Genomic DNA, 24,823 nt, shown 5'->3' on the forward strand with positions numbered 1-24,823 from the left:
ATGAAAAAAATTCTTTGGATTGTATTTTTTTTAATTGCAACGTTTCCTTTTCGATTAGCAATAGCAGTAGAGCCGGATGAGATTTTAAAGGATAAGATTCTTGAAGCGCGAGCACGCCATATTTCATCGCATTTACGTTGTCCGGTTTGTCAAAATCAATCAATTGATGATTCAGATGCTGCTTTAGCACGTGATTTACGGCTTTTAATTCGGGAAAGGCTAAAAATGGGCTATAGTAATCAGCAAGTCACTGACTTTCTTGTTGAGCGATATGGTGAATTTATTCTCTTGAAACCACCATTGAATAAAATAACTTGGTTTTTATGGTTCTCGCCTTTGATCATTATTATCATTGGCGTAAGTGTCATATTTTTCCACTTCAAACGGAATAATCATGCGTTATGTGAATGAAAAAGAACAGTCAAAAATGTCATTGCATTAAAAAAAATGTTACATAAAAGAAAAAAATCAGCTCATCTTCAATGAGCAGACAATCTTATTATAATTATATTAGGGAATACTGAAACCTTACAAAACTTTAATAATTTAGACAGAAAACGGTAAGGTCTGGTATTTTATAAGTGATCGGAATTGAAATAAAGGTATGATTGAATAGGAGCATAGAATAAATGGTTAAAAAGGCTTTCTTTAAAACATTTGTCGCAGTGAGTTTTTCTGCGATATTGGAAAGTGCACTGTTTTTTAGTGGATGTACATCAAGCTTGTGGATGACAAAGGCTCATGCAAGTTCTGTATTTACTTCGTTAATGCAACAACAGGGATTTGCCGATATTGTTGCTCAAGTGAAACCAGCCGTTGTGGCAGTACAAGTAAAGAGCAATAAAAAGAAAGAAGATAGGTTCTTTAGCAACTTTTTTAGTGGTCCAGGACTTGATCAATTACCAGATCAGCATCCTTTAAAAAGATTTTTTAAAGAGTTTTATGATTTTGATAAACCTAAAAATAAATTTCCGCACCAATCACAGAGACTCCGTCCTGTTGCTTTTGGATCGGGTTTTTTTATTTCGTCTGATGGTTACATTGTGACCAATGATCATGTGATTTCTGACGGAACAAGTTATACTGTTGTTCTTGATGATGGTACAGAATTGAACGCAAAGCTCATTGGGAAAGACCCAAAAACTGACCTTGCCGTATTAAAAGTGAATGATAAAAGAAAATTTTCTTATGTTGATTTTGGTGATGATTCAAAGCTTCGTGTTGGGGATTGGGTTGTTGCCATTGGGAATCCATTTGGTCTTGGTGGAACTGTGACAGCAGGTATTGTTTCTGCACGTGGACGTGATATTGGCACTGGTGTATACGATGATTTTATTCAGATTGATGCTGCTGTTAATAGAGGAAACTCTGGTGGTCCAACGTTTGATCTTAATGGAAAGGTTGTTGGGGTTAATACAGCAATTTTTTCTCCTTCTGGAGGAAATGTTGGGATTGCTTTTGCTATTCCAGCAGCGACTGTAAAACAGGTTGTACAACAACTTATTGAAAAAGGTTCAGTTCAACGTGGTTGGTTAGGTGTTCAGATTCAGCCGGTAACAAAGGAGATTTCCGATTCAATAGGATTGAAAGAAGCCAAAGGTGCTTTGGTTACTGATCCGTTAAAAGGACCGGCAGAAAAGGCTGGTATTAAAGCGGGTGATGTAATTATTTCAGTGAATAATGAAAAAGTTGCTGATGCGCGTGAGTTGGCGAAACGTATTGCAAATATTAAACCAGGAGAAATGGTAACCATAGGGATTTGGAGATCAGGTAAGGAGGAGAGTATAAAGGTTAAACTCGCTTCAATGTCTGAAGATGAAAGTAAGAAAGAGACTTCAAAATATTCAAATGGACAGAGTGATTTAGATGAAACATTGGAAGATTATGGTTTGATTGTTATGCCTTCTGATGATGGTGTAGGGGTTGTCGTAACGGATGTCGATACCGATTCAGATGCTGCAGATAAAGGGATACGCCCTGGTGATATCATTGTGACAGTAAATAATAAACCAGTTAAACGAGTCTCTGATATTATTAACACAATCAAAAATGCTCAGCAGTTAGGACGAAAGGCTATACTCTTACAAGTGCGAACAAATGATCAAAATCGTTTTGTTGCTCTTCCAATTTTCAAAAAATAAGGCTTTAGTTGTAGGACAAATGTTTATTAAATATTTGTCCTACAACATAATAAAATAATGGAGATACGTTTTATGAAGATACTCGTTATTGAAGATGATCATGAGACGGGGCATTATCTCGAAAAAGCATTTTTGGAAGTAGGGCATTCTGTTGATGTTGCTTATGATGGGGATACGGGATATGCTTTAGCAACCACGGAAAATTATGACGTTATGGTTGTTGACCGAATGCTTTTGCATCGTGATGGTCTTTCTATTATTGCTGAATTGCGCGCTAAAGGCAATGAAACACCGGTTCTTATTCTGTCTGCTTTAGGGCAAGTTAATGATCGTGTAACGGGGCTGCGTGCAGGGGGAGATGATTATTTGACAAAGCCTTATGCTTTTTCTGAACTTCTTGCGCGTGTTGAAGTTTTACAACGACGGAAAAATCCTAAAGAAGCAGAAACTGTTTACTGTGTAGGTAATCTTGAGCTTGATCGGTTAGCACATACGGTAAAACGAGGTGATAGAAACATTCTATTGCAACCACGAGAGTTTCGTTTACTTGAGTATTTGATGCGTTATGCGGGGCAGGTTGTTACACGCACTATGCTTTTGGAAAACGTTTGGAATTACCATTTTGATCCACAAACGAATGTCATTGATGTCCATATCTCTCGTTTGAGAGCCAAAATTGAAAAAGATTTTGATGTTCCCCTTCTCCATACAGTGCGTGGAGCTGGATATATGCTGAAAGTACCAGATAACAAAGCATGAATCGTTTGATTAATATAATGCGCACGACGGCGCTAAGGCTTTCAGCACTTTACATTTTATTGTTTGGATTGGTGGCAACAGGACTTTCTATTTATATGACGGCATTTTCTGCTTCATTGTTAACAGAGCAAACTGAACAGGCTTTACATGAAGAATTAAAGTATATTGAAAATGCTTATAATTATGGGGGATTATCCTTATTAATGCGCACTATTGATTATCGTTCAAGACAACCAGGAGCATTTCTTTATCTTGTTACAGATTCTATGGGGCGTATTTTAGCAGGAAATGTAGCACGTATTGAATTAGGTCTTTTGAATCAGAGTGGTTTTATTTCTACCTCTTTTTTGTATTCCCGTTTTGGAGAACATGGCAAAACAAGTGAACATCGCGCTTTGGCGGTTATTGTTGATTTGCCTAATGCTATGAAGATTCTTATAGGACGTGATTTGGATGAGCCAGAACGTTTTGCTGTTGTTATTCGCAAAGCTGTGATCATTGCACTTGCTGCAATGGTTGGAGGCGCTTTACTCATATGGTTTTTTGTTGGCAGGAGAGCTTTACAAAGGATTGATCATGTAACGGCTGCATCACAGCGCTTGATGGATGGTGATTTCAGTGGGCGTTTACCTGTTTCTGGAGTAGGGGATGAGTTTGATCGATTGTCAACCAATCTTAATGTTATGTTAGACCGCATTGAAGAGTTAAATATTGGTTTACGTCAAGTATCAGATAATATTGCTCATGATCTGAAAACGCCGTTAACGCGTCTTAGAAATCGCGCTGAAGAAGCGCTTTCAGGAAATAAGACAAAGCTTGAATATCGTCAGGTCCTTGATAGGGTTATTGCAGAATCAGATCAACTTATTTGTACGTTCAATGCGATTTTAATGATTTCACGTATTGAGGCCAGCAGTGCAATTGAACATCTTGAAATGATGAATATGAAACTGATCCTTGAGGATGCTGTTGAGCTTTACGAACCTTTTGCTGAAGAGTCAGGTGTTTTACTTCAGTTGGGAGATATATTTGATAAAGAGCTAAAATTGAATCGTGAGCTTGTTGCACAATCAATTTTTAATCTTATAGATAATGCAATTAAATATGCACCTAAAGGTGGAAGGCAAGCGAAGGTTTGCTTATCAATGGAATATCGTGATGAACATTTATTAGTTGTTGTGAGCGATAATGGACCAGGAATAGCAGAGGATAAACGTGAAAAAGTGACAGAACGATTTGTTCGTCTTGAAGAAAGCCGCACACAACCTGGGTTTGGGATTGGTTTAAGTATAGCAAAAGCGGTTATGAAGCTTCACGGGGGTGAGTTGTTACTTGAAAATGCAAATCCAGGGCTTAGGGCTGTTTTGTTATTTCCTTAAAGATATTTTTCTTCACTTTCATACGTAACAACTATTTTAAAAGTATAAAGCAATAGAAAGGAAAGCAAAATGCTTTTCAAGGGAGCACAGACGAAACAAGCTTTTTTAAAAACACAGCTTCTCCCTTTATGTCCTCTCGATAAAAGTGGTTCCCAATGGTTAAAAGACATGGAAGAACAAGCAAGGAAAGAAGGTTTAGAATCGCTTGTTGCCATCATTTCAGAGAGTGGAACGCAGATTGATTTTATCAGTTCGGTTATGACCTTATCTCCTTTTTTGCGTGAGGTTTTAATTACCAACCCATCATATCTTAGTGCTTTATTAAATGTTGATATAGAAACAAGGCTGAGCGAAATTATAGATGATATTACAGCTATTGATAAGGATGAAGCTATAAATGAAACTTCATTGATGGCTGCTTTAAGGCGCAAAAAACGAGAAGCGCATGTTCTTATTGCTTTAGCTGATTTGGGTGGTGTTTTTACTTACGAAGTTTCATGTGCTTGGTTGACACGTTTGGGCGAAGCAGCATTAAGTGTAGCACTACGTTTTCTATTAAGAGAAGCGCATGATCATGGTAAGATCAATTTATTAAGCCGTGAGAATCCAGAAAAAGACTGTGGTTTAATTATTTTAGGGATGGGAAAGTTAGGAGCAGGGGAACTTAATTATTCTTCTGATATTGATCTTATTGTTTTCATTGATGAAACATCACCTCATATTGGTAATCTTTCTGAAAGTGTTGACGTATTTTCTAAAATGGTACGCCGATTAATCCGTATCATTCAAGAACGCACTGCGGAAGGATATGTTTTTCGTCTTGATTTTCGTCTTCGTCCAGATCCAGGTTCAACCCCTTTGGCCTTACCAGTAAGGGCTGCATTGCGTTATTACGAAGGGCGTGGGCAAAATTGGGAACGAGCAGCCATGATTAAAGCACGTCCAGTTGCTGGTGATAAGAGGGCAGGTTTTAACTTTCTCAAAGAGCTTTTTCCCTATGTGTGGCGGAAATATTTAGATTATGCTGCTATTGCTGATATTCATTCGATCAAACGTCAAATTCATGCGCATAAAAATTACGGTCAAATTGCAGCTTATGGGCATAATATAAAGTTAGGTCGTGGTGGTATTCGTGAGATTGAGTTTTTTGTTCAGACACAGCAGCTCATTGCTGGTGGACGTTTTCCTCAATTACGTGGACGTCAGACAGTTGCAATGTTAGCAGAACTTCACACGCTTGGTTGGATCAGTGAGAAAACGAGAAATAGCCTTATAAAAAGTTATGCTTTTCTTCGAAATGTGGAACATCGTATTCAAATGCTTTTCGATGAACAAACACATCTTCTTCCAAATGATACTGCTCAATTCACGAGTGTTGCCTATTTAATGGGTTATCAAGACAGTAGCAGTTTTATCCGTGATTTATTAAAAACACTTCAGATTGTTGAAAAACATTATGCTGCACTGTTTGAGAATGAGCAAGAACTTGGTTTAGAAATTGGTAATTTAGTTTTTACCGGTGAAGAAGATGATCCGGAGACATTAATAACGTTAAGCCGTTTAGGCTTCGAAAGAGCAAGTGATATTTGTCGTATTATGCGCACGCTCCATTTTGGTCGTTATAAAGCAACGCAATCAGCCGAAGCACGCGAGAGATTAACGGAATTAACACCAGCTCTTTTGAAAGCTTTTGGTGGGACAAAACGAGCTGATGAGGCGATGTTGCGTTTTGATGGTTTTTTACAGGGCTTACCTTCAGGAATTCAGCTTTTTAGTCTTTTGCAGTCTAATCCTTCTCTTTTGGATATGCTTGTCCTTATTATGGGGGCTGCTCCACGTCTTGCAGAAATTATTGCACGCAGGTCCCATGTTTTTGATGGAATGTTAGATCCGAATATTCTTTCAGAATTACCGACCAAAACGTACTTAGAAAAACGGCTTGAATATTTTCTTGAAAATGTTCTTTCTTATGAGAAAATTCTTGACCATTTAAGGATTTTTGCAGATGAACAACGTTTTTTGATTGGTATTCGAATTTTAAACGGTACAATTACAGGAGAAAGAGCGGGTTTTGCTTTTACTGCGCTTGCTGATCTTATGATTACAAAAACATTTGCTACCGTTCAAGAGGAATTTTCTCGTCTTCATGGTCGTATTAAAGGGGGGCGTGTTGGCATATTGGGTATGGGGAAGCTTGGAAGTCGCGAATTAACAGCAGATTCCGATGTTGACCTTGTTTTGCTTTATGAACACGATAATGATGCAGAAATATCTGATGGAGAAAAGCCTCTTTATATCTCTCAATATTATACGCGTTTAGCACAGCGCCTCGTTTCTGCTTTATCCACTCTTACAAGCCAAGGTATTCTTTATGTCGTTGATTTAAGGTTACGGCCATTAGGCAATAAAGGACCTATTGCTGTTTCTTTTCCATTTTTTAAAAAGTATTACCGCCAAGAAGCATGGATATGGGAATATCTTGCTTTAACAAGGGCTCGAGGCATTGCAGGAGACCCTGATTTTTTACAAAAGCTAGAAAATGAAGTGTGTGCAATTATTGCTATTTCTCGTGATAAGAAGGAAGTTGCAAAAGAAGTATGTGAAATGCGTGCCTTGATTGCAAAAGAAAAGCCGCCAAAAAATCAATGGGATTTAAAAACGATGTCTGGTGGCATTATGGATTTGGAGTTTATTGCTCAATTTTCTCTTATTACGCATGTCATTGAGTTTCAAATTGGAGCGACGACAGCGGATATTTTAGATCACTTACCAAACAGTTTTCTTAATCAGTCATGTATTGCTGATTTACATTATGCCTATCGTCTTTATACAAATTTGAGTCAAATTATACGGCTTTGCTTAAATGATTCTCTTGATCCCAATGATATGCCACCTGGATTAAGTGACCTTTTGTTGAATAGTGTTGGGGAACCTGATTTGCTTCGTGTTGAAAAATTAATTGCAGAAACTGGGCAATTGGTCTGTTCAGTTTTTTCAAAAATCATGAAACATTAAAATAATTCTATAAGAATAAATAAAAATTATTAATTCCATTTTTATATATTAATTTTTTGTCTTTCATTTCATAGACGCTTGAGATGGTTAGAGTGAAGTTCTCTACTGGTTTTTCAAGTGTGATGAAAAAATTCTCCATTCTAGGTATCATTCTTTATACAAAAAACGATGAGTGATTAATTTAGTGAATCATATTTTTTATGAGCGTTATCTCATTTTTTCAAAAAATTGACATTATAATTATTTATATTATTGAATATAATGATGATCAATATGAAGCTATAAAAGCTGCTATAGATTAATAGTTTCTGGAAATTATAAATAATATTTAAGCTTTATTTAAAACTAATTTTAATTTTTTAACTGTGTCATTTTTGCTATAGATTTTTTCAAAAAATTGTGAAACGATTTACCATTATTTATGTATCACATTAGCTTTTAGGGGAGCAATTATGATTACAAAGTATTTAGCCTCAACATCTCTATTTTCTTTAATTTCAATTTCTGTAGTACAGGCGTCGGATATCGTTATTCCTGAACAACCTGTTCCTGTTATTCCAGCGCCTGCTTTGTCTTGGACAGGATTTTATCTTGGAGGACAGATTGGTAACTTTTCAGGTAAAACAACTGCAAGTTATTTAAAACATGAGACAGGGATATGGAATCCAATTGGAAAGGAGAATTTACCTAAACTTTCTGGTTTTATCGGGGGAGTTTATGCGGGTTCCAATATTGATATCGATAATAGTTTTATTATAGGTGTTGATACAGATATTATGTGGTCTGGTAAAAAGGATTCTAAAGATGTCAATCTACCGAAAAAAAGTCCAACTGAAGAAACACCAAAACCTATAGAAGAAACAAGTCTAACAAGAGATTTGCAGGAGAATGATTCAACAAGGCGTATTAAAGCTGTACGTCATACTTTAAAACAAAAATGGGCTGGTGCTACACGGGTGAGAGTTGGTTTTGCGATTGAGCGTATGATGCCTTATATTTCCGGAGGGATTGCTTATACGCAGCTTCAGAATATTTTTGCGGCAGTAGCTGATAGCAAAAATGGAGAAGTTGATTTTTCTGATTGGTTGCATGATGAAAAAAAGACCATGATTGGTTATACCCTTGGAGGTGGTATTGATTTTGCAATGACTGATAATGTCATTGTGCGTGCAGAATATCGTTATTCAGATTTTGGCAAAAAGAAGTTCATACAGGATAAATTTGAAATGGGCTACAAAACAAATGATTTCCGCGTGGGTGTAGCTTATAAATTTTAATTTTTTGCAGAATAAAACACTTCAAAAGTCTCATTTTCGAATGAGGCTTTTATTTTTCAGGTATGTTCTAGTAAATATCCTTTACTCAAAAGGGCTACTATTTTATTCGAACAATACTTTGATTTATAAATGTAAATTACTTTTTGTCATGTTGAGTGAGAGACCCGAGTGTCATAAGATTTTCTCATTTTAAACCTATACTATATTGAACCAATCAAAACCATGTCTTTTGCACGTCAAAAAGAGGGGGAGTCGTGAGATAAAAAACATTAAAGAAAGAATAAAAATGCTTCTTATGAACTATCTTAAGTGCTAAAGGCTGTTGCTACATTAGGGGGTGGCAAAGTATGAGATTTGATACTAGCTTGCTTTTCCATAAACGTGAAGATGGTGTTGCTAAATGGACTTATCATTACATCATTCATAGGTGCCGTCGGGAAATGGGTTTTGGTGCTTTAAAAGATGCTTTTTAAAACCAACATGTGAATTGGCAAGCTAATGGCATTTTATTTTATTTGAAAGATCTCTCATACAATCAACTTTTCTGTTTTGCGGTATCGTAAAATATTTTATTTAATAACAAAAAGATCGCAAAAAAATTCTAAAGCACGTAAAATTACATCCGCAATGTAACTCAATAATAAAATAATTATAAAGAGTATTATAAAGTGATTTATAGGAAAAAATAGAGAGAAAATTAGGAATTTATTGAGACATAAAAAACATTATTACCTATGTCTGTTATCGAAATATAATCTACTATTTTTTATAACTTTTTTAATGTACGATAATAAATGTCGAGTGAAATAGTAATGGATCATTTCAAATCTATTTACGATAAATCAATCAACATCATTTGTTTATGAATCACAAGTAGGTTGGGTTATTGAAATTATATACTTTAGTTATTATTTGGCTTTTTTAGGCATTGATTTTCAGATATAGACGCTGAATGAGCTTCTCTATTATTCTATAAAATATCATCATTGTAATAATATAAGGATTTTACGCATTAGATGCTTTTGGAGGAGTGTATGATGAAATTCAAAGCAGGGTTTATGTGTAGAGCTTTGTGAAGTAAATCACATGCGCAATTAGCAGCTGGAACCCGTGAGACAAGAATCCGGATTATTTATAAATCAGATGTGGTAGAATTTTCGTTCTTTAGGGCGGGAAGGAAGAAAACCGATAAGTTTGTAAAAAGCTAGTCACATAAGTGGGGCAGCAGATGGAACTGTCTGAGAAAAATTGATCTATTGACAGAGAAGGTGAAACTTTGTCTTTTAAGGAGAAAAAGGGAAATAAGAATTATGATTTTCAAAGGAATATGAAATAAAAATATTTTCGTTTTTTGTTGTTTTGGCAACTATGAAGGTGTTTAAAGATTAATTGTTTCAGTACATGCAATCTCGTTTTGAAGATTGATAATGCTATAACGTTGTAATTGGCAATGCCATTGATTTTGTAAGCGTTCAATGGAAAATAAATTAAAGCCTGCGGGTGGTTTTTTATCACCAAAAGCTTGTGATGCGGAAGGAACACCAACAATAGGAATTTTTTTAATTGGTCCTTCAATGTAATTCAATGTGGGTAAATGAGTATGTCCGTGAAGAATAAGCTCACAACCGTGATATTTGATAACGTCTAGAAAACGTTTTATATCCCGTAGTTTTTTATGCCAAGACGTTGCCTTTGGAAAGGGGGGGTGGTGAATCATGACGACACGAAAAAGGTTGCGCTGTGCTGCTTCCTTTAAAAAGAGCGGTAAAGTTTGCGCTTGCATTTTACCAAAATAGCCAGAAGCTTGAAAAGGCAATGTCGCAATGGCTGAAGAAGCTGCTATGATGGCAACATCTTTGCGAATGCGCATATAAGGAAAGACGCTTTTTTGAGGGATGTCACCTGTAATCCAAGGTTTAAAAAGAGTGCATGCTTTTTGTAAAGCGCCGCGGACATAGGCATCGTGATTTCCAAATGTTAAAGAAATATCTTGAGGTTTTCCTAGGTTAAGTAGCCAACGATGAGCTTGTACAAATTCTTTATCGAGAGCAAGATTTACAAGATCACCAGAGATCACAAGGTGATCAGGTTTTTTTTTGTTCAAGGCATCTATTACAGTTTCTAGGACATCTGTTGCCATCTGACTCTTACGTTTTTTTTGCCAGTTCAGATAACCGGTAAGACGCTTCCCAGAAAGTTCAAAAAGGGAAGGTTGCGGGAGAGGGGAAAGATGTACATCCGATATATGGGCAAGATAAAACATAAAAGCTCGTAGAGGATTAAAAACGATTTAAAGAATAAACATAAGATAAGTTAGTGCTTAAAGGCAAGAAAGATTGTAAAATGAAAATTAGCTTGCAAAAAAGAACGTCTCAAGCGGAATGTTCCAAATAGAATATCCCTAATAAAATATCATTGTGTTGTAGATTCACATATTTGTAAAAAAACATTTCTCAATGCGTTTGAGCTAACTTCACGACGGTACTCGATATTATAATGGAAAGCTTCTGTGAACTATATAGGGCTTACTGTACACTACCATCTCTACACTTATACAAGGTGCAAATAAAAAACATCATACTATTTTCCCCCAATTTTATGAAAATCCTTGCTTTGCTTTAAGAGGATTCATAAGAGGTATTTCACTCTTTTCTTCAATGGTTTCTATCCATACAGCATCTCTTCTAATAATACGCAAGAGAATGTTTTTTATTGTTTTAATATGAGGATATTAGAAATAAGGAGAATTCCACTGTATTTTGAGTTATAAATCAATACGTTATCTAATTACAAAAGACAAGTAGATACGTAAAAAGATAAGCTGAATTTTAAAACTATTATACGAAATCTCAGACTTTTTAACGGCCTTCATAATACCACATGCTGCTCAACAGTAAAAGGTAAGCAAGCAGTGCAAAAAAACCAGAAAATATCGAAAAATAAAAGGTATTGATTAAACGGGTTTCTGTTGCTTCTTTCAGAACAATTGAATGTGCTGGGGAAGAGGACGGACTTGTTTTTGATTGAATCAGCTTAAATGGAGGAAGATGAATGTTTTCTTTTCCTTCAGGGTGTAAACGTCCGATGTAGCCACCAGTGTGCTTAATAATGGGGGCTAGTTTTTCTTGTGTTGAAATCAAGTCAAACAACTCAAGATTATCGAGCATCCCTACAGAAGAAAGTATTGTTAAACCGCCATTTTTAATGGTAAAAATTCCTGTCTCATCAGTGGTCACAGTTGCAGTAAAAAGGCCTTCTTGCTCTTTGGTCAGAGTAATATTTTCTTTTTTTCCAGAGGGAAAGATTATTTCAGCGGGTTCTGGATGGTCTTTTAGAGTTTGGCGGCGAATTGTTAAATGATGATGGCTGCTGGTCGCACTTAATTTTTCTTCCTCAAGTTCTGGTTCTTTCATGAGCCAATGGGCAATACGACGATAAAGAGCAGCATAAGGACCACCGCCTTCGAAACCTCGTGCCCAAAGCCAACTTTCATCAGAGAGCAACATGCCTACACGTCCTTTATCAACATGCGAGAGAAGTAAAAGTGGTTGTTCATCGGCTCCTTTCATGAGGGCGATTCCGTTATTTATGTTTTGAATAGCAATTTGTCGCAACCACTGCCCCCATTGAGAAGCGGGAAGGTTAAGTGTTGCAAGACCCCTTGTGACAGGATGGCGCTCACCTTCTTTGGTTAATGTGGGGCGAAAAGGTTTTTCAATAATAGTTCCATTGGGCAATGCCGGTAAAATGCTTATTAAAGGTGTTTTCGCAAGTGAGTTTTTTTGGGTAAATTCAGGTCCTGTTACCATCAGCAATGCACCACCCTTTTGTACATATTGGGCGATATAATCATAGTAGATTAAGGGGAGAACAGTAGAGTGCTGGTAGCCATCAAGGATGATGAGATCAAAGTTATTAATTTCTTCAACAAAGAGTTTTCTTGTGGGAAAGACCACTAAGGATAATTGGCTTGAGGGCGTATTATCTGCTTTGGTGGGGGGACGCAAAATAGTAAAGTGAACAAGATCAATATTAGAGTCACCTTTCAAAAGGTCTCGCCATGTCCGTTCTCCATTATAAGGAGCACCTGAAATAAGAAGAACGCGTAAATTTTCTCTGATTCCTTCAATAATTGTTATGGCGCGGTTGTTTTTAAAGCTTAGTTCACCTTTGTGTGGATCAGTTATAACTTGGATAATATTTTTTTCAGCATGAGGAAGGCTAATTTCAGTTTGAAAAATCACGCCAGGAGTCACAGAATAATGGCCAATGTCTTGTCCATTGACGCTTAGTGTAATATTTGCTTTCTGTGGTATTGTTTTTTTGGCGGGGACTTTATCTTCTACCAAAATGGAGAGCGTTTGTGGTTTGTTGACAAGGGCAAAGCGTGGAGGAGAAATAAACTTGATTTGGCGATCAAATTCATCTGAGTGCCCTGTAATCAGGGCATTGAGAGGTGCTTCATGATGAAGGTCTGATAGGTCAGGAATGTCATGCACTTGACCATCGGTGATAAAAATGGTTCCTGCATAACGAGAGAGCGGTACATCAGATACTGCTTGTGTTAAAGCCTCAAACAAATTCGTTGAGGGCGCATACTGATTATCAGCAAGTTTTCCAGCTTCAATAAAGCGTGGTTCAAATTGTGGATAATGCGCCAATGCTTGAGTTAATTGCGCGCGCGCTTCATCACTGTCGTTTGTACGTGTTCCAAATGTTTGGCTTTTGCTGCGGTCAATAACAATTCCTACTGTGCTTTTCAGTGGTTCACGCTGTTCTTTTATGATCATTGGATTGAGCAAAGCAAGGATGAGGGCGCTTAATGCCATCAGACGAAATAAAGAACCTTGCCGTTGCGTAACAAGACCAACAACGACAAAAAGAATCGATATTCCACTTAAGAACAGAATCCAAATGAGTGGTAAAAAAGGCTGAAAAGTGAAAAATGATATCATTGCCTTCTTTCTCTTTTAAAGCGTTCCAAGAGTGCTGGAACATGAACTTGATCCGCTTTATAGTTTCCTGTAAGAACATAAAGGACAATATTTAAACCTGCACGAAATGCCCATAGACGTTGCATTGGATCATTGGGAACAAGGGGATATTTCCATGACCCTTTTTTATCGAGTGCCCAAGCACCAGCAAAGTTATTGGCAGTAATGAGAAGAGAACTTACATTATCGCCGCTGGCAAGGGAATTTTTATTTTTTTTGTTTGTTGATGAGGATTCAATCCATAAAGGTGAACCACGGTAGAGACCAGGAAAATCTGGCATAATATAAAAAGAACGTGCAACAACATGATCCGTTGATGCTGGCTCAATGGATGGAATATTTAACTCTTTTAAGATATCTCGTAATCTTTGCGTTTCTGGAGTAGCATCTCCTTCAAGATTAAGATTGCTCTTTATCTGATCGCGCGTGTCAAATAAAATTGTTCCCCCATGTTTCATAAAGTTATTTATTTTTTCAAGGCTTTTGGGGGTTGGTATAGGACTCTTAACATCAATTGGCCAGTAAATAAGAGGATAAAAAGAGAGTTCATCTTTATCGAGATCAAGTGCTGTAACAGAGCCGAGGGTAAGCATTGTGCGCTCTGCGATAAATTGACTTAATGCTTCTAGACCACTTTTACTCGTTGTATCAATTTCATGATTATTGGTTATAACATAGGCAAGATGTGTTGCACCAGCAGCTTGTACACTATCATATTGATTTTCTTTCGTTTGTGCATGAAGAGTTGGATCATATGAAAACAAGGCAATAAGACTTATAAAGGGGACGAGAAACATATTACGCCGTTTCATGAAAGAAAAAATATCTCCTATCCATAAAATGAGAAAATTGTCAAAGGCGAATAATAAGATGGCTAATCCTAAAAGTGGGCCGATAAGATTTTTTTCTTTTGTATCGTAAGATAAAGGTTTTTTATTAAGAGAAGTTGGCAATGATGATTGTTTCATCAAGTGCGACGAATGAGTTAAGAGATTGAGTGCATAAAAATCGTTTTTGACACCATAAAGTCCTGGGGGAGTATGGTAGGAAGGATGGGGTGGATTTTGAGAGTCAAAGATCAAAGGAACAACATCAGAGGGTGGTACTTGTAATTGTCCGTCAACGGCTATAGTTCGCCAAGGGTTTTGTACCACTGTTCTTTTTTCTCTGTGTGTTAGGTTTGTGTTTTCGTTAGAACCTAATGTGATTAATTTTTGCAGCATTTGTGCAAAAAAGCCAGAAAGAGGAAGGTTAGACCATGTTGGGTCAGGAGCAACATGAATGAGAATGAGGGTTCCTTTACCACGTTTTGCTGCGGTAATAAGAGGAGTTCCATCCGAAAGGCTAAGCCACGTTTTTTCAAAAAGATCTGGGGTTGGTTCTGCGAGGATTTGGCGCGAGACAGTAACATCTCCTGGAAAGGGAAGACCAAAGAAAAAGCTATTTTTTGCAAAAGGGGCAAGCTTTTGTGGTTTTGTCCAAGACATAATACTTCCAAGGGAACGTTGACCTGGGCGTAGTGGTATCGGAAGAAGGTTATCGTAATGTTCTGCGCTACTGAGTTTTTCTCCTGCAAAGCGGATGAGTGTTCCCCCTTTATTCACAAAATCAGAAAGTTTTTTTTCTGCTTTTGGGGGTATGTTAACAATGTCACCCATAATCAAAACAGATGGATTTTGTTTAAGCAAATGATCAATATCCGTTGAAAGTTCTCTTCCACCGGCTGTTATAAGCTGTGTATGACCTTGTAAGGCTTTGATAATGTAATAAAATGGAGCAAGTAAAGGCTGTGCCATTTCATTGGTATCGGGTGAGAGAAGAGCAACACGGCTTATCCTGTTATGGCTGTCTACCAAGAAGGTTGCAGCAGCATGGTTTTGATTGTTTATTTTTATCCAAGCGATATCATTGCGTAGTTCAAGTGGTACATTAAAAGGAACAAGTGCTGTTGTTTCTCCTTCAGAGAAATTGTTCGTAAATTGTCCGAGAAGTTGATTATTTGAATCGTAGAGGCTGAGTATAGCGGGAGTGTTACTGTGTGTTGTTGAGCGGATAATACGCGCGCCCATGTTTCCATTGTTATTTTCTATGGATGTTATGCCGGTTAAATCGGAAATATCAGTCAAATACCACAAGAAGTTTCTAGGTTTTAATTCTTCAAGAAGAGCAAAAGCTTGCTCATCTTCATTTGTTTGTAATCCATCACTTAAATAAGCAATATCAAGAGGTTTTCCTTTGGTTATTTTGCTGAGTTTTTTGAAGGCATGCACGCGGTTGACAGGCCAAGGACGCGGTTGCAAATGCATTAAATGCTGTTTTATAATCTTGGCTGGTTGGGGCTCTATATTGGAGATATTATTTTCAGCCGTTGCAACAAGATAAATATTTTTTTGCTGTTTTTCTGCCTGTGCAAGGAGCATTTCAGCGATAGAGATGCGCTGTTTCCATTCTTTTACAGAAACCCAACCATTATCAATAATGAGTGCAAGGGGTTGAGACCCGGAAAAGCTTATTGGTTTTTGATTCCAAGTGGGGCGTGCTAGAGCTATGATAACAAGTGCCGCTATGGTTAAACGCAACAAGAGCAACCACCAAGGTGTATGTTTTGCTGTTTCTTGTTGATGAGTTGGTTTGGGTAAGAAGCGAAAAGGAGGAAAAAGCTCTTTACGCGGAGATGGAGGAGTTATCCGCAACAGCCACCAAATGACCGGTAGGAACAAAAGCCCTAGTAACAGAAAGGGAGCAGCAAAACTCAAAGTGCCCTCCTTTTTTGCAATGGAGAGTCGCTCATTGTATTTGCAAGATGAAAAATGGTCTCTGTTAAAGGTTGATCTGTTGTACTAACGTGATAAGACCATCCTTGGCGTGCGCAAAAATTTACCAATTCTTGTCGCCTTGCGTGATATAGTTTACAATAGTTCTTACAAAGATCTTCTGCTTTAGTGGAAACATGTTTCTCTTTCGTTTCAGGATCCAAAAATTCTGTGTGACCTGTGTAGGGAAAGCTTTCTTCTGCGGGATCAGAAATTTCAATTAAATGAGCTGTCACCTGTTTTGTAGTTAAAACGGTTAAATGTTGGATGATTTTTTCAGGATAGTCGAGAAAATCACTCATTATAATGACATGTGAAAAGCGTGTAATCGTTGAAAAATCCGGAAATAAATTTTCATCTGAATGATTTTCTAAAGCAAAGGCTATTCGTTCTACGACATTGGATGTCATTGTGGGGGACATTAAGTTGGGAATAGCAATATGTTCGCCACTGCGTGCAAGAAGGGATGCCAAGGTAAGGGTAAGAATAGTGGCATGATTACCTTTAGAGATTTTAGAAAAGCGCGAACAGTAATGCATTGATGCGCTCTGATCAGGACAAAGCCAAACGGTTTGTGTCGTTTGCCATTCGTGTTCACGGAGATACGTATTTTCATCACGCGCTGAGCGACGCCAATCAATGCGGGTAATGGATTCTCCTTCCATATAGGGACGAAATTGCCAAAAGTTTTCCCCATTACCGCTTTTACGTTGTCTATGCCACCCGGTGATCAATGTATTAGCGATATGACGCGCTTGTAAAAGGAAATATGGCATTTTGCCAGTATCCTTATGCAGTTCATTTGCCAGCGACAATGGAGGCTTTTGTAAAACTTTTTTGCCAAGAGCCATTCAAAGAGCATCTTTCACAAGGTTATTGATAATATCTTTTACGGTTATATTTTCAGCACGGGCAGAAAAATTAAGAGCCATGCGGTGTTGTAATACGGGATAGGCCAATGCTTCAACATCATCAAGTGAAGGAGCTAAGCGTCCATAATAAAGAGCACGAGCGCGAACACAAAGTGAAAGGGCTTGTGATGCCCGTGGACCAGGTCCCCAAGAAACATAAGTATTAGCAAGGCTATTGTCTTTATGAGGGCGAGATGAGCGGACAATTTTTAAAATAGCTTCAATCACATTTTCTGAAAGAGGCATTTTGCGAACGATATTTTGAATTTTTTGCAATTTTTTGCCGGATAAAATTGGTTTTGCATTTGATTTTTTTTCTTTTGTTGTTTCTAAAATAATCCGTCGTTCTGTTGTAAGGTCAGGATAGTCAATATCGATTTGCATCAAAAAGCGATCCAGTTGTGCTTCAGGAAGTGGATATGTCCCTTCTTGTTCGAGAGGATTTTGCGTTGCAAGAACATGAAAAGGTTGTGGCAAATCATAACGGTTACCTGCAACAGTAACATGATATTCTTGCATAGCTTGTAAAAGGGCTGACTGTGTCCGTGGGGAAGCACGATTGATTTCATCGGCCATGAGAAGTTGCGTGAAAATAGGACCTTGAATGTATCGAAAAGAACGTTTACCGTCTTTATCGGAATCCATAATTTCAGAACCAATAATATCCGATGGCATTAAGTCAGGAGTGAATTGGATGCGTTTTTCATCAAGCCCTAAGACTGTTCCCAATGTTTCAACAAGACGTGTTTTTGCAAGTCCTGGAGCACCGACAAGAAGGGCGTGACCACCAGCGAAAATAGCGATTAAAGCATATTCGATTACCTGATTTTGCCCAAAAATAACTTTGTCAATTTCTTTTTGTAAAATATCCAATTCTTTGTGTGCCGTATCAATATCATCAATAATGACTTGAGCTTCATGATTGATATTGACCTTTTTTATAGAATTGGATGATGGATCATGTTGACTCATATTTCTTCCTTAAGGCGTTTGTCGCAAAAATGGTAATTTTCTCTGCATGATAATGGATATCTTATTGTTTGTAACAGAAAATGAGAAGAAATGAAGTATCATATGCCGTTTTTTTATATTCGTATATAAGAAGAGAAAAGTTTCTTTGGAAGAAATAGACGTGCTTTATAAGGGATGTCTTAAAAAAATTGTTTTATGAAGAGAGTTTTTTAAAGCAATGAAGACAATTTTTGAAAGGTTAAAGGGTGAGTATAAGACAGAACTTCAAACAGGTTGCGTGGTTACAACAAAGTGATATCCAAACACTTCTTCGTGTTTTGTCTGTGGAGGGGGAAGAGGCGCGTATTGTAGGGGGAGCAGTGCGCAATCAACTGCTAGGGCAGCCTATTAGTGATATTGATATTGCAACAACCTGTTTGCCGCAACAGGTTATTGCACGTGTAGAAGAAGCAGGATTTAAAGCTATTCCTACAGGGATTGCTTTTGGTACAATAACAGTAGTTGCTCATTCATGTTCTTATGAGGTTACAACGCTTCGCTGCGATATTGAAACAGATGGTCGTCATGCAAAAGTGGCATTTGGTCGTGATTGGAAAAAAGATGCTGAACGGCGAGATTTTACGATAAATGCGCTTTATTGTGATGCTGCTGGCAACCTTTATGATGATGTGGGAGGTTTGAGTGATATTGCTAGCCGAACAGTTCGTTTTATTGGGGTTGCAGAAGATCGTATTGGCGAAGATTATTTGCGTATTTTACGGTTTTTTCGCTTTTTTGCGTGGTATGGAGCAGGGCGACCTGATGTGCAAGGATTGAAGGCATGTGTTCGTTTAAAACACGGTTTAAAAAAGCTTTCTTCTGAACGTATTTGGGCAGAAATGAAAAAGCTTCTTGCTGCGTTTGATCCAACGCGTGCTCTTTTATGGATGCGACAAAGCAGAATTTTGCCACTCATTTTTCCTGAAACAGAACGATGGGGTATTGATGCAATTCACGCATTGGTGAAGACAGAACAGGCTCTTGGTTGGAAAGTTGATCCATTGTTACGGCTAGAAAGCCTTCTTCCTCCTGATCCCATGCGTCTTCATGAAATGGCACAGCGCTTGCGTTTTTCTCTTAAGGAAACAACGCGATTAAAAGAATGGGCAGAGTTAGAAATAATAAACCAAAACTGTTCTGATCATTTTGTGCAAAAACTGATTTATTTTCATGGACGACAGCCAGTTTTAGATCAATTATCGTTGTCTGTCGCTGCATCACATCTTGATCATCTGGAAAAAAGTGATGCTTTGCAAAAAGCAGAGGGTTATGTCAAGCTTTATCAATTTGCCAAAAAATGGCAAATTCCAACTTTTCCTATTAATGGTAACGATTTAATAAAGAAAGGTTTTACGAAAGGTGTACTTTTAGGAAAAAAGCTTAAAGAGCTAGAAATGATATGGATTGAAAGCGGATTTTTAATGGATCGTCATGCACTATTAGAAAAAATTGATTTATAATATTTCTGTTTATAAACTCACTGTTGTTTATATTTTTTAAGTCAACATATTAATTTATAATAATCATTATTCATGTGAAATAAGAGTTCACAATATTGTAAGGTTATTTCAAACCTGTTCATATTACACCAATCAAAGTTATTGCCTTACACGCCACAAGTGAGGAAAAATGATTACAGAGAGGAAAAATGTCTCTTATGAATCATCTCAAAGATAAGGATTCTCGAAAATGAGAACGAATAAAGAGAATAGTGATAGCGGTTTGCACCTTGTATGACCATAAAGAGGGGGATGTTCACTGGATTTTTACTATGAGGAGTATTTAATCATTCATAGGTGGTGATATGAGGTGATATGAAATGGATGTGCTAGGCACTAAAAAATGTTTATTTTATCAGCACTTAATTGTTGGAAAATAATAGGCATTATACGCTCTAACTATTCTTTATATGTTGTATTATTGTTTTTCGTGATAATTTATGTTTTTATAGGTTACAGTTTCTTTCATGATAACCAATTTGGCGTAATGCTTCTCCTGTTGTTATGGCTACGCTCATGGCGAGATTTAGAGAGCGTGCCTGTGGTTGCATGGGAATTTTCAATGTGTAATCGGCCGCTTCATGAACATAATCGGGAACGCCAGCTGTTTCACGACCAAAAAGTAAAACATCATTTCTTTGATAGCATATCTGCGTATAGCATGTTTTTGCTTTTGTACTTAAAAGCAACAGGCGGCGTTTAAAGTGTTTCATGGAGCTTATAAAATGTTGCCAATCAATGTGTCGTTCTAAGGAAGCATATTCGAGATAATCCAATCCTGCGCGTTTGAGATTACGATCCGACAGATTAAAGCCTGCAGGTTCAATAATGTGCACATGTAAACCAAAGCAAGCGCTAAGACGTAAAATCGTTCCAGTATTACCAGCAATATCAGGTTGGAAAAGAGCTATATGAAGTGTCATGTTCTCTGTAATATGATTTTTCTTTCGACTTTGTAAAGAATCACCACAATTTATTCGAAAAATATGCTTTGAGAAATACATGTTTTTTACGGTTCATTTTTATTCCCTTTAAATTTCAGGGAAAAAGTTATGTATACAGGTCTGTTTGGGATCAGAGAGAAGCTCCCTATTAGGGGCTTCATTTTATTGAGCAATCCATGAAATGAATTGGCTCATTATGTTGAAAAGTGGGATATTTAATGAGGTTAGATCATCAATTTTAATTAAAATCAACAAAATATGCTTTTTATGCAAAAACAGAAGCGAAAAAAATACTCATGCAACCAGTTGGAATTGAGGGAGGGAGAGATGCTGTAAATGTGTTAAAGAAATAACCGATAAGCTCAACTTGTTTACTGAGATATGGTCATAACAAGACTATGTTTCTTTCTTTAGAAGTGTTTATTTACATGCTATCTCTGATTTTCACGGGCGGGGGAGTAATTTTGATTGATTAATATGAATAGGTTTGAAATGAAAAAACCTTACGGTGTTTAGGGATTTCATTCACTCTGTAAAACGATGAATTATCATTATAAAACAGTTTTTTGTATAAACCATACAAATGGCAGGAGTTTTTTACAGGGATGTTTTTATGGTTGAGGTAACGGAGTGATCAAGCATTGTACAATGGGAGAGGGTATGGTAAAAGGATGTTTTAGCAAAGTGTCTCTTTAAGTTAAGTCCATGGGTGAGCAAACGAGGCGGGATTTTCTGTTTTTGGTAACAGCTGTTGCAGGAGCAGTTGGAATGGGAGCGGTTGTGTGGCCTTTTATCCGTCAGTTGCGTCCAGATGAAGCTGTTTTGGCATCTTCCTCTGTTGAGGTTGATCTGTCTAGTATTGAAGAGGGGATGTCGGTAACGGTAAAGTGGCGAGGACAGCCTGTTGTTATTCGAAATCGTACGGCAAAAGAAATTGCTGATGCGCGCGCTACTGAATTGAGACTTCTAAAAGATCGTCAAGCGCGCAATCCTAATCTTGAAGGTGAAAAGGAAGCAACAGATTTTGCGCGTTCAGCAGGTAAAGGACGTGAAAATTGGCTTATTGTTATTAATCTTTGTACGCATCTAGGCTGTGTAACACTTGGGCAATCGGGTAAATTTGGAGGATGGTTGTGCCCCTGTCATGGGTCTGTTTATGATACTGCTGGAAGAGTGCGGTCAGGTCCAGCTAACTATAATTTGACTATTCCACCTTACCAATTTCTTTCTGATACTTTGCTCAAAATAGGATAAAGTCATGATAAGGTTTCCTCCTTATTGTCCTAAAAGTGCTCTTGTCCGTTGGTTTGATAAGCGTTTTCCTCTTCCTCGTTTTTTTTATAATGCATTTGTGATTTTTCCTGTTCCACGTAATCTTAATTACTTTTACACATTTGGCGGTATTTTAACCATTATGCTTTTATCACAGCTCTTGACTGGTATTGTCTTGGCTATGCATTATGTTCCGGATATTCATTTGGCTTTTGAAACTAGTGAACGATTTCGGCGTGAAGGGCAGTTTGGTTGGCTTTTTCGTCCATGGCATTGTGTAGGCTCTTCGTTTTTTTTAATTGCTGTTTATATCCATTTGGCACGTGGACTTTATTATGGTTCTTATAAAAATATGCGAGAAATGGTATGGGTTACAGGTATTTTTATTTATATCATCATGATGGCAATAGCATTTTTTGGTTCTGTGCTTGTTTGGGGGATGATGTCTATTTCAGCGGCTTCAGTGATTGCAGGGCTTTTAAAAACGATACCTTTGGTGGGGATATGGTTGCATGAGACACTTCTGGGTGGTTATGTCGTAGGACAACCAACGTTGAATCGTTTTTATGTTTTCCATTATGTTTTATCATTTATTTTGCTTCTTTTTGTGGGGCTGCATATTTGGGCAATTCATTGTGTTGGGCAAGGCAATCCAACAGGTCTTGCTATACAATCAGATAAGGAAACAGTTCCATTTTCGCCTTATGCGCTTATCAAAGATATTTTTGCTATTACTGTTTTTCTCATCTTCTTTGCCTGGTTTTTGTTTTATATGCCCGATTATATGGGGCAGGCTGAAAATTATAGTGTGGCAGATCCTTTAAAGGCACCTCTTCGTGTGGTTCCAGAATGGTATTTTTTGCCTTTTTATGCGATGCTTCGTGCTATAACTTTTGATATTGGTATTTTCTCTTCAAACTTTGTTGGTTTTGTTTTATTCGTCAGTTCGATTTGCATTTTAATTTTTGTGCCATGGTTAGACCGCTCTAAAATATGTTCAGCAAGATATCGACCTGTTTATAAAATTTTCTTTTGGGCGTTGGTTATTGATATCGTTTTTCTTGGTTGGTTGGGGTCAAGAGAAATAAGTGACAAAATTCTTTTATGGACACAATTGGCTACGGTTTATTATTTTATATTTTTTTTGGTTATTTTGCCGATTTTGCCAGCGTTTGAAAAAAATTGTTCTCTTCCTTCTTCAATTATGCAAGATTTAAAACAGAAAAAAAAGAGACTATGGTAAATGTTTTTGTCGGGCTGGTTGTTATTGTTGCTATGAGTTTTTCTGCTCAGAGTTTAGCGAGTGATGCCTCTGATCAGGAAGAGGGATTTATTTCTTTTCCTTTACAGGTTCCTAAAAAACAAGAATGGAGTTTTTCAGGTCCATTTGGGCTTTATAATAAGGCGCAATTGAGGCGCGGATTAAAGGTTTATAGACAAGTTTGTTCCAGCTGCCATGGGCTAAAATATGTGGCTTTTCACAATTTAAAAGATCTTGGGTATGATCAAGAACAGATCAAAGCTTTGGCGGAGCAATATGAAGTGCGCGATGGTCCTAATCGAGAAGGAAAATTTTTTAAACGTGCTGGGATTGCAACGGATTATTTTCCTTCTCCCTTTTCACATGAAGAAGAAGCAAGATTTATTTTGAATAGTGCTTATCCTCCAGATTTGACATTGATGGCACGTGCACGTGGGGTATCTTTGCCGTTTCCTGCTTTAATTACTGATGTATTGACTCATTATGATACAGCTGGTCCAGATTATATTACGGCTCTTTTAACAGGATATCAGAAGGCACCGAAGGAGATAAAAATTGCGAATGGTTATTGGTATAATCCTTATTTTATTGCCGGTAATTCTTTAACTATGGCTCCTCCTTTGAGTGATGGTATGGTTTCTTATGAAGATGGGACCCCAGAAATCATTGAACATTATGCGCGCGATGTTTCTGCTTTTTTGATGTGGGCTGCCGATCCTCATATGGAAATTCGTAAAAAAACCGGTTTTCGTGTTATTTTATTTTTAATCATTTTTGCAGGGTTTGTTTATATTTTAAAAAATCGTATTTGGTGTGGTTTAGAAGAAGAATTAGAGAAAGAAATAAAAGACGAAATAAAGAGAAAAAGGTAAAGCGACAAGGCTCAAAAGAGTATAGAGTATAAAGAGCATAAGGAACAAATCTTTTTATGATGCATTGAGGTTTTATAAAGTAAAAGCAAAGTAAAAATGGAGATGTTAAAATGAAAAAAATTGCATGTACTACTCTTATGTCAATTTTGATGGTTTCTAGTACTTATGCTCAGTCTTTTGAAGTGCCTTCAAAACCTGAAATGATCTCTTCGACGGGTATTGTACAGGTAGGGATAGATAAGTCTGTGCGTTATGTGACACCTTTAGCAACGGATTTTGTTGCTTCCAGTCTTATAGGCGCCAATGTATATAATATAGAAGATGAAAATATTGGTGAAGTAAAAGATATTATTTTACGTGAAAATAATATTGCAGGATTTGTTATTGCTGTTGGTGGTTTTCTTGGCATAGGCGAGAGTTATGTGGTCGTTTCTCCAGAAACAATCCAGATGACAAATGATTATGGTAAATGGAAACTCATTACAAATGTGACAAAAGATTCTTTAAAGAACGCTCCAACATTTAAATACGAAGGGCGTTGGACACGCTAATTTTATATTTCTATTCTTTAATGGATCAAGCTGTTGCTATCACAATCATATGCTAGCAACAGTTTTTTTGTTCTAAAAACTCTTGAGAATTTTTGCGACAAGATTCCAAGGAGCTATTACCAAA

Annotated in this window: 18 protein-coding genes; 12 read left to right on the forward strand and 6 right to left on the reverse strand. The window is 37.2% G+C overall.

What is annotated here, in order from left to right; genetic code table 11:
* The 7 genes from ACFIL2_RS08000 (at position 1) to ACFIL2_RS08030 (ending at position 9,044) form a co-directional block, all read left to right on the forward strand.
* On the forward strand, positions 1-411 hold the full coding sequence (locus tag ACFIL2_RS08000) for a cytochrome c-type biogenesis protein CcmH (RefSeq protein WP_375680246.1): 411 nt from the start codon (positions 1-3) through the stop codon (positions 409-411).
* A gap of 218 nt (positions 412-629) precedes the next feature.
* Entirely contained in the window at positions 630-2,141 is a 1,512-nt protein-coding gene (locus tag ACFIL2_RS08005) for a Do family serine endopeptidase (protein WP_375611163.1), read from the forward strand.
* 72 nt (positions 2,142-2,213) lie between these two features.
* Entirely contained in the window at positions 2,214-2,900 is a 687-nt protein-coding gene (locus ACFIL2_RS08010; protein ID WP_273791552.1) for a response regulator transcription factor, read from the forward strand.
* Positions 2,897-4,279, forward strand: a complete 1,383-nt coding sequence (locus ACFIL2_RS08015; protein ID WP_375652306.1) for an ATP-binding protein — start codon at positions 2,897-2,899, stop codon at positions 4,277-4,279. The genes ACFIL2_RS08010 and ACFIL2_RS08015 overlap by 4 nt, the downstream gene beginning before the upstream one ends.
* A gap of 69 nt (positions 4,280-4,348) precedes the next feature.
* Positions 4,349-7,294 carry a bifunctional [glutamine synthetase] adenylyltransferase/[glutamine synthetase]-adenylyl-L-tyrosine phosphorylase gene (locus ACFIL2_RS08020; protein WP_375680247.1) on the forward strand — a complete coding sequence of 982 codons (2,946 nt, stop codon included), beginning with the start codon at positions 4,349-4,351 and terminating at the stop codon, positions 7,292-7,294.
* A 452-nt stretch (positions 7,295-7,746) separates the two neighbouring features.
* Positions 7,747-8,571 carry an outer membrane protein gene (locus ACFIL2_RS08025; protein ID WP_375634241.1) on the forward strand — a complete coding sequence of 275 codons (825 nt, stop codon included), beginning with the start codon at positions 7,747-7,749 and terminating at the stop codon, positions 8,569-8,571.
* 347 nt (positions 8,572-8,918) lie between these two features.
* The gene (locus tag ACFIL2_RS08030) at positions 8,919-9,044 is read left to right on the forward strand and encodes a hypothetical protein (protein WP_375617587.1); all 126 of its coding nucleotides are present in this window, start codon (positions 8,919-8,921) and stop codon (positions 9,042-9,044) included.
* Positions 9,045-9,949: 905 nt separating this feature from the next.
* On the opposite strand, the gene ACFIL2_RS08035 is transcribed toward ACFIL2_RS08030, so the two are convergent.
* The 5 genes from ACFIL2_RS08035 to ACFIL2_RS08055 form a co-directional block, all read right to left on the reverse strand.
* Positions 9,950-10,834, reverse strand: coding sequence for a metallophosphoesterase family protein (locus ACFIL2_RS08035; RefSeq protein ID WP_375634238.1), 885 nt, complete (start codon positions 10,832-10,834; stop codon positions 9,950-9,952).
* 595 nt (positions 10,835-11,429) lie between these two features.
* Positions 11,430-13,526, reverse strand: coding sequence for a glutamine amidotransferase (locus tag ACFIL2_RS08040; RefSeq protein WP_375680248.1), 2,097 nt, complete (start codon positions 13,524-13,526; stop codon positions 11,430-11,432).
* Complete coding sequence (locus ACFIL2_RS08045) at positions 13,523-16,321, reverse strand: DUF4159 domain-containing protein (RefSeq protein WP_375680249.1); 2,799 nt, start codon at positions 16,319-16,321, stop codon at positions 13,523-13,525. The genes ACFIL2_RS08040 and ACFIL2_RS08045 overlap by 4 nt, the downstream gene beginning before the upstream one ends.
* Positions 16,318-17,229, reverse strand: a complete 912-nt coding sequence (locus tag ACFIL2_RS08050) for a DUF58 domain-containing protein (RefSeq protein WP_375680250.1) — start codon at positions 17,227-17,229, stop codon at positions 16,318-16,320. The genes ACFIL2_RS08045 and ACFIL2_RS08050 overlap by 4 nt, the downstream gene beginning before the upstream one ends.
* Entirely contained in the window at positions 17,230-18,261 is a 1,032-nt protein-coding gene (locus ACFIL2_RS08055; protein WP_375680251.1) for an AAA family ATPase, read from the reverse strand.
* A gap of 245 nt (positions 18,262-18,506) precedes the next feature.
* Here ACFIL2_RS08055 and ACFIL2_RS08060 point away from each other — a divergent pair, with 245 nt between their 5' ends.
* On the forward strand, positions 18,507-19,760 hold the full coding sequence (locus ACFIL2_RS08060; RefSeq protein WP_375634230.1) for a CCA tRNA nucleotidyltransferase: 1,254 nt from the start codon (positions 18,507-18,509) through the stop codon (positions 19,758-19,760).
* A gap of 485 nt (positions 19,761-20,245) precedes the next feature.
* On the opposite strand, the gene ACFIL2_RS08065 is transcribed toward ACFIL2_RS08060, so the two are convergent.
* Positions 20,246-20,722, reverse strand: coding sequence for a tRNA (cytidine(34)-2'-O)-methyltransferase (locus ACFIL2_RS08065; protein WP_375634307.1), 477 nt, complete (start codon positions 20,720-20,722; stop codon positions 20,246-20,248).
* Between the two features lie 726 nt (positions 20,723-21,448).
* Between ACFIL2_RS08065 and petA the strand changes: the two genes are divergently transcribed.
* From petA to ACFIL2_RS08085, 4 genes are all read left to right on the forward strand, one after another.
* Entirely contained in the window at positions 21,449-21,997 is a 549-nt protein-coding gene (gene petA / locus ACFIL2_RS08070) for a ubiquinol-cytochrome c reductase iron-sulfur subunit (RefSeq protein ID WP_375634228.1), read from the forward strand.
* Positions 21,998-22,001: 4 nt separating this feature from the next.
* On the forward strand, positions 22,002-23,258 hold the full coding sequence (locus ACFIL2_RS08075) for a cytochrome bc complex cytochrome b subunit (protein WP_375680252.1): 1,257 nt from the start codon (positions 22,002-22,004) through the stop codon (positions 23,256-23,258).
* Positions 23,252-24,148, forward strand: coding sequence for a cytochrome c1 (locus tag ACFIL2_RS08080; protein ID WP_375634224.1), 897 nt, complete (start codon positions 23,252-23,254; stop codon positions 24,146-24,148). The genes ACFIL2_RS08075 and ACFIL2_RS08080 overlap by 7 nt, the downstream gene beginning before the upstream one ends.
* A 110-nt stretch (positions 24,149-24,258) precedes the next feature.
* Positions 24,259-24,699 carry a PRC-barrel domain-containing protein gene (locus ACFIL2_RS08085; RefSeq protein WP_375634222.1) on the forward strand — a complete coding sequence of 147 codons (441 nt, stop codon included), beginning with the start codon at positions 24,259-24,261 and terminating at the stop codon, positions 24,697-24,699.
* The last annotated feature ends 124 nt before the right edge of the window (positions 24,700-24,823 follow it).

Source organism: Bartonella sp. AP30XZML, assembly GCF_042195945.1.
GTDB lineage: Bacteria > Pseudomonadota > Alphaproteobacteria > Rhizobiales > Rhizobiaceae > Bartonella.

What these genes read in the sequence shown, in the direction of transcription:
- ACFIL2_RS08015 (WP_375652306.1), top strand. Translation starts at nt 2,897, where the DNA reads ATGAATCGTTTGATTAATATAATGCGCACGACGGCGCTAAGGCTTTCA.
- ACFIL2_RS08010 (WP_273791552.1), top strand. Translation starts at nt 2,214, where the DNA reads ATGAAGATACTCGTTATTGAAGATGATCATGAGACGGGGCATTATCTC.
- petA (WP_375634228.1), top strand. Translation starts at nt 21,449, where the DNA reads ATGGGTGAGCAAACGAGGCGGGATTTTCTGTTTTTGGTAACAGCTGTT.
- ACFIL2_RS08020 (WP_375680247.1), top strand. Translation starts at nt 4,349, where the DNA reads ATGCTTTTCAAGGGAGCACAGACGAAACAAGCTTTTTTAAAAACACAG.
- ACFIL2_RS08040 (WP_375680248.1), bottom strand. Translation starts at nt 13,526, where the DNA reads ATGATATCATTTTTCACTTTTCAGCCTTTTTTACCACTCATTTGGATT.
- ACFIL2_RS08035 (WP_375634238.1), bottom strand. Translation starts at nt 10,834, where the DNA reads ATGTTTTATCTTGCCCATATATCGGATGTACATCTTTCCCCTCTCCCG.
- ACFIL2_RS08005 (WP_375611163.1), top strand. Translation starts at nt 630, where the DNA reads ATGGTTAAAAAGGCTTTCTTTAAAACATTTGTCGCAGTGAGTTTTTCT.
- ACFIL2_RS08055 (WP_375680251.1), bottom strand. Translation starts at nt 18,261, where the DNA reads ATGAGTCAACATGATCCATCATCCAATTCTATAAAAAAGGTCAATATC.
- ACFIL2_RS08030 (WP_375617587.1), top strand. Translation starts at nt 8,919, where the DNA reads ATGAGATTTGATACTAGCTTGCTTTTCCATAAACGTGAAGATGGTGTT.
- ACFIL2_RS08050 (WP_375680250.1), bottom strand. Translation starts at nt 17,229, where the DNA reads ATGGCTCTTGGCAAAAAAGTTTTACAAAAGCCTCCATTGTCGCTGGCA.
- ACFIL2_RS08000 (WP_375680246.1), top strand. Translation starts at nt 1, where the DNA reads ATGAAAAAAATTCTTTGGATTGTATTTTTTTTAATTGCAACGTTTCCT.
- ACFIL2_RS08085 (WP_375634222.1), top strand. Translation starts at nt 24,259, where the DNA reads ATGAAAAAAATTGCATGTACTACTCTTATGTCAATTTTGATGGTTTCT.
- ACFIL2_RS08025 (WP_375634241.1), top strand. Translation starts at nt 7,747, where the DNA reads ATGATTACAAAGTATTTAGCCTCAACATCTCTATTTTCTTTAATTTCA.
- ACFIL2_RS08075 (WP_375680252.1), top strand. Translation starts at nt 22,002, where the DNA reads ATGATAAGGTTTCCTCCTTATTGTCCTAAAAGTGCTCTTGTCCGTTGG.
- ACFIL2_RS08065 (WP_375634307.1), bottom strand. Translation starts at nt 20,722, where the DNA reads ATGACACTTCATATAGCTCTTTTCCAACCTGATATTGCTGGTAATACT.
- ACFIL2_RS08080 (WP_375634224.1), top strand. Translation starts at nt 23,252, where the DNA reads ATGGTAAATGTTTTTGTCGGGCTGGTTGTTATTGTTGCTATGAGTTTT.